The 1,632-nt window shown below is 48.7% G+C and carries 2 protein-coding genes; both read left to right on the forward strand.

Features of this window, described 5'->3' with window-relative positions:
- On the forward strand, window positions 1–705 hold a 705-nt coding region (locus GRP75_RS26330), incomplete at its 5' end, for an ABC transporter ATP-binding protein (RefSeq protein ID WP_160790817.1).
- The coding region (locus GRP75_RS26335; protein WP_160790818.1) for an ABC transporter ATP-binding protein at window positions 705–1,632 on the forward strand (928 nt) is incomplete at its 3' end. The genes GRP75_RS26330 and GRP75_RS26335, both read left to right, overlap by 1 nt.

The raw sequence follows: 1,632 nt of genomic DNA on the forward strand, positions 1-1,632 counted from the left end.
GACAATCTGTCACATGTGTGTCTGGAGCTCAAACGCGGAGAAACGCTAGGCGTCGTTGGTAGAACAGGCAGCGGGAAATCCACTCTGCTCAAACAGCTACTGCATGAATATCCGACGGGTAGCGGTGATATTTTAATCTCCGGCATACGTTTGGAGGACATTGCAGTAGAACAACTACACAGCTGGATCGGCTACGTGCCGCAAGAGCAAATTTTGTTTTCTAAATCGGTGCGCGAGAACATTCAGTTCGGGAAACCTCGTGCAGATGATGACGACATTATGGAAGCTATCCGTACAGCTGCCTTCGACCAGGATTTAGGTACCTTGTCTGATGGGCTGGATACACTGGTCGGAGAAAAAGGTATCGCCCTGTCCGGCGGCCAGAAGCAGCGTGTTTCGCTGGCACGCGCCTTTATCGGTGATCCGGATATTCTATTGCTCGACGATGCACTATCTGCAGTAGATGCCCGGACGGAAGCAAGGATTATTGACAATATCCGACGTAAGCGCTCGGGTAAAACAACCTTGATCTCCACCCACCGCCTCTCTGCTGTAGAACATGCAGACCGGATCGTCGTGCTGGAGCAAGGACGCATTATTGAGGAAGGGACCCACAGCGAGCTGCTTCAGGCTGACGGATGGTACCGACAACAGTATGAACGGCAACAAGTGGAATCTGATCTGACCTCAGGGGAGGTATCCTAATGAAACCCAATATCGGCAAAAGGCTATTCCAGTACGCGCTGACGAGCAAAGCAGGCTTTATTGCCGCTCTCATCGCTTTGGCTATCGGAGTAGCCGCCGAGCTCGCTGGTCCCTTCATCGCCAAAACGATGATTGACGACCATATGCTCGCTATTGAAAAACCATTTTATGAAACAACTAGTGTGGACGGAACTGTAAGCTATGCTGGAACCCACTTTAAGCGTGAAGATCGCTTTGAGTCCGGGGAGACCAAAGGTCGCGAAGCGAGGATTTTACAAGTTGGGAAATCTTTCGTATTTATCGATGGCTCGGTTAAAGTGGCTGACGGTAACCGCTCCTTTACGAACGGAACGCTGACTGTGACACGCGGCTCCGACACCTTTCGCTATGAAGCTAAGGCTCTGACAGCTGATGAACTGTATAGCTTTTACAAACCGGAAATGCCCGGTATCTTTCAGCTGATTGGCTGGTATTGCTTCTTCCTGATTATTTCCATTTTTGCTGAATTCGGCAAAACATACTGGCTGCAATCCTCGGCGAACAAGGTCATTCAAAAGCTTCGGCTTGATCTCTACGCGCACATCCAGCGGTTGCCAGTTTACTTTTTTGATAACTTGCCCGCAGGCAAAGTCGTATCCCGTGTTACGAATGACACTGAGGCAGTCAAAGATTTGTTTGTGGCTGTGCTCTCAAATTTCACTTCAGGGATTGTAACGATGGCAGGAGTATATGTTGCACTCTTTTTGCTAGACTTCAGACTGGGTCTTATCTCTCTGTTTATTGTACCGTTATTGATCTTGTGGATTATATTGTATCGCAAGGTCGCCACCCGCTATAATACAATCATTCGGTCCAGACTCAGTGAAATTAATGCGATTATCAATGAATCGATTCAAGGGATGTCCATTATTCGCGTGTTCCGGCACC

The organism is Paenibacillus sp. OT2-17 (assembly GCF_009827695.1).
In the GTDB taxonomy this organism is placed as follows: Bacteria; Bacillota; Bacilli; order Paenibacillales; family Paenibacillaceae; genus Paenibacillus; species Paenibacillus polymyxa_B.